At 69.6% G+C, this 6,818-nt stretch carries 6 protein-coding genes; all 6 read left to right on the forward strand.

Translation table 11 applies throughout. The features are described 5' to 3' along the window. Window positions 1–17: 17 nt before the first annotated feature. Window positions 18–998 (forward strand): ABC transporter permease, encoded by a 981-nt coding sequence (locus ACY0MJ_RS21840; protein ID WP_462640667.1) that lies wholly within the window; start codon window positions 18–20, stop codon window positions 996–998. Next, on the forward strand, window positions 998–2,221 hold the full coding sequence (locus tag ACY0MJ_RS21845; protein ID WP_462640668.1) for a M20 aminoacylase family protein: 1,224 nt from the start codon (window positions 998–1,000) through the stop codon (window positions 2,219–2,221). Before ACY0MJ_RS21840 ends, ACY0MJ_RS21845 begins: the two co-directional genes overlap by 1 nt. Before the next feature lie 57 nt (window positions 2,222–2,278). Beyond that, window positions 2,279–3,853, forward strand: a complete 1,575-nt coding sequence (locus ACY0MJ_RS21850; protein ID WP_462640669.1) for an ABC transporter substrate-binding protein — start codon at window positions 2,279–2,281, stop codon at window positions 3,851–3,853. A gap of 189 nt (window positions 3,854–4,042) precedes the next feature. Beyond that, window positions 4,043–4,954: an ABC transporter permease gene (locus ACY0MJ_RS21855; protein WP_462640670.1), complete on the forward strand. Its 912-nt coding sequence runs from the start codon at window positions 4,043–4,045 to the stop codon at window positions 4,952–4,954. Next, window positions 4,951–5,922: an ABC transporter ATP-binding protein gene (locus tag ACY0MJ_RS21860; RefSeq protein WP_462640671.1), complete on the forward strand. Its 972-nt coding sequence runs from the start codon at window positions 4,951–4,953 to the stop codon at window positions 5,920–5,922. The genes ACY0MJ_RS21855 and ACY0MJ_RS21860 overlap by 4 nt, the downstream gene beginning before the upstream one ends. Before the next feature lie 62 nt (window positions 5,923–5,984). Beyond that, window positions 5,985–6,818: ABC transporter ATP-binding protein (locus tag ACY0MJ_RS21865; RefSeq protein WP_462640672.1), on the forward strand; the 834-nt coding region annotated here is incomplete at its 3' end.

The following is a 6,818-nucleotide window of genomic DNA, read 5'->3' on the forward strand; positions in this document are numbered from 1 at the left end:
CCTTTGCCTGACGACCCATGTTTGCCTTCATCCTGCGCCGCTTGTTCCAGGCCCTGGTGGTCATGGTGGCGGTCGCGTTCATCGCGTTCCTGCTGTTCCAGTACGTGGGTGATCCCGTCGTCTTCATGCTGGGGCAGGACGCCAGTCCGCAGCAGATCCGGGAGCTGCGTTCCGCGCTGGGGCTGGACCAGCCCTTCTTCGTCCAGTTCTGGCACTTCCTCATGAACGCGGCGCAGGGCGAGTTCGGCCTGAGCCTGCGCCTGGGCGCCAAGGTCTCGCGCCTGCTGGGCGAGCGCTTCCCGGCCACCTTCGAGCTGTCCATCCTGGCGGCGCTGCTCGCGCTGCTGGTGGGCATCCCCATGGGCGTGTACGCGGCGCTGCGCCGCGGCACCTTCGCCAGCCAGCTGTTCATGACGGTCTCGCTGCTGGGCGTGTCGCTGCCGACCTTCCTGATCGGCATCCTGCTGATTTTGATCTTCTCCGTCACCCTCGGCTGGTTCCCCAGCTTCGGCCGCGGCGAGACGGTGCAGGTGGGCTGGTGGAGCACCGGCCTGCTCACGCGCGACGGCTGGGAGCACATCGTGCTGCCCGCGATCACGCTGGCGATCTTCCAGCTCACGCTGATCCTGCGCCTGGTGCGCGCGGAGATGCTGGAGGTGCTGCGCACCGACTACATCAAGTTCGCCCGCGCCCGCGGCCTGCCGAACCGCGCCATCCACTTCGGCCACGCGCTGAAGAACACGCTGGTGCCCGTGATGACGATCACCGGCCTGCAACTGGGCGGCCTGATCGCCTTCGCGATCATCACCGAGACCGTGTTCCAGTGGCCCGGCATGGGCCTGCTGTTCATCCAGGCCGTGACCTTCGCCGACATCCCGGTCATGGCCGCCTACCTGTGCCTGATCGCCCTGATCTTCGTCGTGATCAACCTGGTCGTCGACCTGCTTTACTTCGCCGTCGACCCGCGCCTGCGCGTGGGCACGGCGGGAGGACATTGATGCTGGCCCCCGCCGCCAACCCGCGGCTCGCGCACGCGCGGCCCTTCGCGCACATCGCGCAGTACCACCCCGAGCTCACCGCGCTGCGGCGCGACCTGCACGCCCACCCCGAGCTGGGCTTCGAGGAGGTCTACACCTCCGCCCGCGTGCAGGAGGCCCTGCGCCTGTGCGGCGTCGACGAGATCCACCCCGGCATCGGCAAGACCGGCGTGGTCGGCCTGGTCCGCGGACGCGCCAACACCTCGGGCCGCATGATCGGCCTGCGGGCCGACATGGACGCCCTGACCATGACCGAGGGCAACGACTTCCCCTGGAAGTCCGCGCGCCACGGGATGATGCACGGCTGCGGCCACGACGGCCACGTCGCCATGCTGGTGGGCGCGGCGCGCTACCTCGCCGAGACGCGCAACTTCGACGGCACCGCGGTGCTGATCTTCCAGCCCGGCGAGGAAGGCTTCGCCGGCGCCAAGGCGATGATCGAGGACGGCCTGTTCCAGCGCTTCCCGGTGGAGGCGGTCTACGCCATGCACAACTGGCCGGGGCTCAAGCCCGGCTGCTTCGGCATCCGCCACCAGGCCATGATGGCCGCCGCCGACCGCATCACGATCGAGATCACCGGCAAGGGCGGCCACGGCGCCCACGCCTACCTCGCGATCGACCCGGTGCTGGTCGCCGCGCACATCATCACGGCGGTGCAGAGCATCGTCTCGCGCAACGTCAAGCCGGTCGACGGCGCCGTCATCAGCCTGTGCGCCATGCAGGCCGGCGACCTGCACGCGATGAGCGTGATCCCGGGCAAGGCCACGCTGGTCGGCACCGTGCGCACCTTCCGCCCGGAAGTGCAGGACATGGTGGAGCGCCGCCTGAACGAGCTGTGCAGCGCCGTCGCGCTCGGCTTCGGCGCCACCGCCACGGTGAACTACGAACGCATCTACCCGGCCACCATCAACACGGCGCGCGAGACGGAATTCGCCGCCGACGTGGCCGAGTCGCTGGTCGGCCCCGAGAACGTGGTGCGCGACATGGAGCCCAGCATGGGCGCCGAGGACTTCTCCTTCATGCTGCAGGTCAAGCCCGGTGCCTACCTGCGCATCGGCCAGGGCGGCGAGGGCAGCGGCATGCTGCACATGGCCCGCTACGACTTCAACGACGACATCCTGCCGCTCGGCTCCGCGCTGCACGCCAGCCTGGTCGAACAAGGCATGCCGCTGGCCGCCGCGTAGGCGGCCGCGGACGTTTTTCACCCAGGGCATCCACTTCCACCAGAAGGAGTTCCGACCATGAAAACGAAGACCCAGTTGCTCGCCGCCGCGGCGCTCCTTGCCTGCGCGGCCTTCGCGCAGGCGCAGACCGTGCGCGTGGCCGACCAGGGCGACGCGCTCTCCATGGACCCGCACTCGCTCAACGAGTCGCTGCAGCTGTCCGTCACCGGCAACATCTACGAGGGCCTGGTCGGCCGCGGCAAGGACCTCAGCCTGGTCCCCGCGCTCGCCACCTCCTGGAAGCAGACCTCGCCGACCGTGTGGCGCTTCGAACTGCGCAAGGGCGTGCAGTTCCACGACGGCACGCCGTTCACCGCCGACGACGTGGTGTTCTCGTTCCAGCGCGCCGCCGGCGAAGGCTCGGACCTCAAGAGCAACGTCAACGACATCAAGCAGGTCCGCAAGATCGATTCGCACACCGTCGAGATCGAGACCAAGTCGCCGTTCCCCATCCTGCCCAACCAGCTCACGACGACCTACATCATGAGCAAGAAGTGGTGCGAGGCGAACCAGGCCACGCACCCGGTGGACCGCCGCAAGGGCATCGAGAACGCGGCTTCGTTCCGCGCCAACGGCACGGGCCCGTTCCGCCTGCGCGAGCGCCAGCCGAGCGTGCGCACGACCTTCGTGCGCAACGGCAACTACTGGGGCAAGATCGACGGCAACGTCCAGGAAGTCATCTTCACGCCCATCGGCAACGACGCCACCCGCGTCGCCGCGCTGCTCTCGGGCGAAGTGGACGTGATGGAGCCGGTGCCGGTGCAGGACGTCGCGCGCATCAACGCGTCCTCCAACGCCCGCGTGCTGGCCGGCCCCGAGCTGCGCACGATCTTCCTGGGCATGGACCAGAAGCGCGACGAGCTGCTGTATTCCAGCGTCAAGGGCAAGAACCCGTTCAAGGACAAGCGGGTGCGCCAGGCCTTCTACCAGGCCATCGACATCGAGGGCATCCACAAGACCGTGATGCGCGGCGCCTCCAAGCCGACGGCCCTGATGATCGGCCCGGGCGTCAACGGCTTCGACCCGGCGATGAACAAGCGCCTGCCCTACGACCCGGATGCCGCCAAGAAGCTGCTGGCCGACGCCGGCTACCCGAACGGCTTCGAGGTGACGATGAACTGCCCGAACGACCGCTACGTCAACGACGCGCGGATCTGCCAGGCCGTGGCCGCCAACCTGTCGCGCATCGGCGTGAAGATCAACCTGGCCGCCGAGACCAAGGGCACCTACTTCCCGAAGATCCTGCGCCGGGACACCAGCTTCTACCTGCTCGGCTGGACGCCCAGCACGTACGACGCCCACGACGCGCTGAACGCGCTGATGGCCTGCCCGGACGAGTCGGGCGCCGGCCAGTTCAACCTGGGCTCGTACTGCAACCCCAAGCAGTCGCAGCTGATCAAGCAGATCCAGTCGGAGACCGACAAGGCCAAGCGCGACGCGATGATCCACGAGGCGATGAAGATCCACCAGGACGACATCGGCCACCTGCCGCTGCACCAGCAGGCCCTGGCCTGGGGCACCAGCAAGAAGATCGACATCACGCAACGGGCCGACAACTACATGCCCTTCAAGTGGATCAGCGTCAAGAAGTAGCCTGAAAGCGGTGGGGGGGGGGGGGGGGGGGGGGGGGGGGGGGGGGGGGGGGGGGGGGGGGGGGGGGGGGGGGGGGGGGGGGGGGGGGGGGGGGGGGGGGGGAGGGGGGGGGGGGGGGGAAGGGTGGGGCAGCCAGGAAAAAAGGAAAAGGGGTTTCCCCCCCCCCCCCCCCCCCCCCCACCTCCTCGCATGAAAGCAGTCCTCGCCCGCTGGTTCGACGGTGACGTCGGCTACAGCTTCCGCACTTCCCCGGTGGCGATCGCCGCCGCCCTGATCGCGTTCACCTGCGTCTTCTGCGCCGTGTTCGCCGACTGGGTGGCGCCGCACAACCCCTTCGACCTGACCACGCTGGTGCTGGGCGACGCGCGCCTGCCGCCCGCCTGGCAGGAAGGCGGCAACCGGACCTATCTCCTGGGCACCGACGACCAGGGCCGCGACATCCTCTCGGCCCTGATGTACGGGGCGCGCATCTCGCTGGCCGTCGGCGTCGTGTCGGTCGTGCTGTCGATGGTGATCGGCGTGGCCCTCGGGCTGCTGGCCGGCTTCCGCGGCGGCTGGATCGACGGCTTCCTGATGCGCCTGTGCGACGTGATGCTCAGTTTCCCCGCGATCCTGATCGCGCTGCTGATCGCCGGCGTCGGCCGCGCGCTGTTCCCGCACGCGCACAACACGGTGGCCTTCGGCGTGCTGATCCTGGCGATCACGCTCAGCGGCTGGGTGCAGTACGCGCGCACCGTGCGCGGCTCCACGCTGGTGGAGCGCAACAAGGAATACGTGCAAGCCGCGCGCGTGACGGGCGTGGCGCCGCTGCGCATCATGCTGCGGCACGTGCTGCCCAACGTGACCGGCCCCGTGATGGTGCTGGCGACCGTGCAGATCGCCACCGCCATCATCACGGAGGCGACCCTGTCCTTCCTGGGCGTGGGCGTGCCGCCCACCTCGCCCTCGCTGGGCACGCTGATCCAGGTCGGCAACAACTACCTGTTCTCCGGCGAGTGGTGGATCACCGTCTTCCCCGCCGTCATGCTGATCCTGATCGTGCTGTCGGTGAACCTGCTGGGCGACTGGCTGCGCGACGCGCTGAACCCGAGACTGCGATGAGCCTGCTGCAAGTCCAGGACCTGGTGGTCGAATTCCCCACGCGCCGCGGCACGCTGCGCGCGCTGGACCGCATCTCCTTCGAGATCGCCCCGGGCGAGATCCTGGGCGTGGTGGGCGAGTCGGGCGCGGGCAAGTCGCTCACCGGCGCCGCCATCATCGGCCTGCTGGAGCCGCCGGGGCGCATCGCTTCCGGCCGCATCCTGCTGGAGGGCGAGCGCATCGACAACCTGCCCTTCGAGCGCATGCGCCACATCCGGGGCCGCAAGATCGGCGCCATCTTCCAGGATCCGCTGACCTCGCTCAACCCGCTCTACACGATCGGCCGGCAGCTGGTCGAGACCATCCAGGCCCACCTGCCGGTGAGCGCCGACGAGGCGCGGCGGCGCGCCATCGGCCTGCTGGAGGACACCGGCATCCCCGCCGCCGCGCAGCGCATCGACCACTATCCGCACCAGTTCTCGGGCGGCATGCGGCAGCGCGTGGTGATCGCGCTGGCGCTGGCCGCCGAGCCCAAGCTGATCGTGGCGGACGAGCCGACGACGGCGCTGGACGTGTCGATCCAGGCGCAGATCATCCAGCTGCTGCAGCGCGTCTGCCGCGACCGCGGCGCCGCCGTCATGCTGATCACGCACGACATGGGCGTGATCGCCGAGACCTGCGACCGCGTCGCCGTGATGTACGCCGGCCGCATCGCCGAGATCGGGCCGGTGCACGAGGTGATCAACACGCCGGCGCACCCCTACACCCTGGGGCTGATGGCCTCGATCCCCGACATGGAAACGGACCGCGAGCGCCTGAACCAGATCGACGGCGCGATGCCGCGCCTGAACGCCATCCCGAGCGGCTGCGCCTACAACCCGCGCTGCCCGCGCGTGTTCGACCGCTGCACGCGCGAGCGGCCGGAGCTGCTGCATGCGGGCGCGACGCAGGCGGCGTGCTGGCTGCACGACGTGGAGGTGGCGACGTGAGCAGCGTCATGCCGGCCGAGGACCTGTCTTCCCTCCCGCTCCCCTCCGGGGAGAGGGCCGGGGTGAGGGGTGCCTCCGCGACCACCCCCCTCGTCCAGGCCACCGACCTCGCCAAGACCTTCGACGTCTCCGCCCCCTGGCTCAATCGCGTCCTGGAACGCAAGCCGCGCCAGCTGCTGCACGCGGTGGACGGCGTCAGCTTCAGCATCGAGAAGGGCCAGACGCTCGCCCTGGTCGGCGAATCCGGCTGCGGCAAGAGCACGGTGGCGCGCCTGCTGGTGGGCCTCTACCCGCCCACCCGCGGCAGCTTCCGCTTCGACGGCCAGGATGCGCATGCCGCCTTCCGCGCGAAGGAGGGGAGGGCGCTGCGCCGGCGCATCCAGATGATCTTCCAGGACCCGTACGCGAGCCTGAACCCGCGCTGGCGCGTGCAGGACATCGTGGGCGAGCCGCTCAAGGAGCACGGGCTGATCACCCAGGCTGGCGAGCTGAAGGACCGCGTCGGCGAGCTGCTGACGTCCGTGGGCCTCAGCCCGCTGGACATGGTCAAGTTCCCGCACCAGTTCTCCGGCGGGCAGCGCCAGCGCATCTCGATCGCGCGCGCGCTCGCCACCCACCCGGAGTTCCTGGTCTGCGACGAGCCCACCTCGGCGCTCGACGTCAGCGTGCAGGCGCAGGTCCTCAACATCATGAAGGACCTGCAGCGGCAGCACGGCCTGACCTACCTGTTCATTTCGCACAACCTGGCCGTCGTGCGCCACGTGAGCGACCAGGTCGGCGTGATGTACCTGGGCCGCCTGGTGGAACTCGCCGGCAAGCACCAGCTGTTCGCGCAGCCGCGCCACCCCTACACGCGCATGCTGCTGGACGCGATCCCGAAGATGCACGACACGGGC

Source organism: Ramlibacter sp. bp-362 (assembly GCF_054956735.1).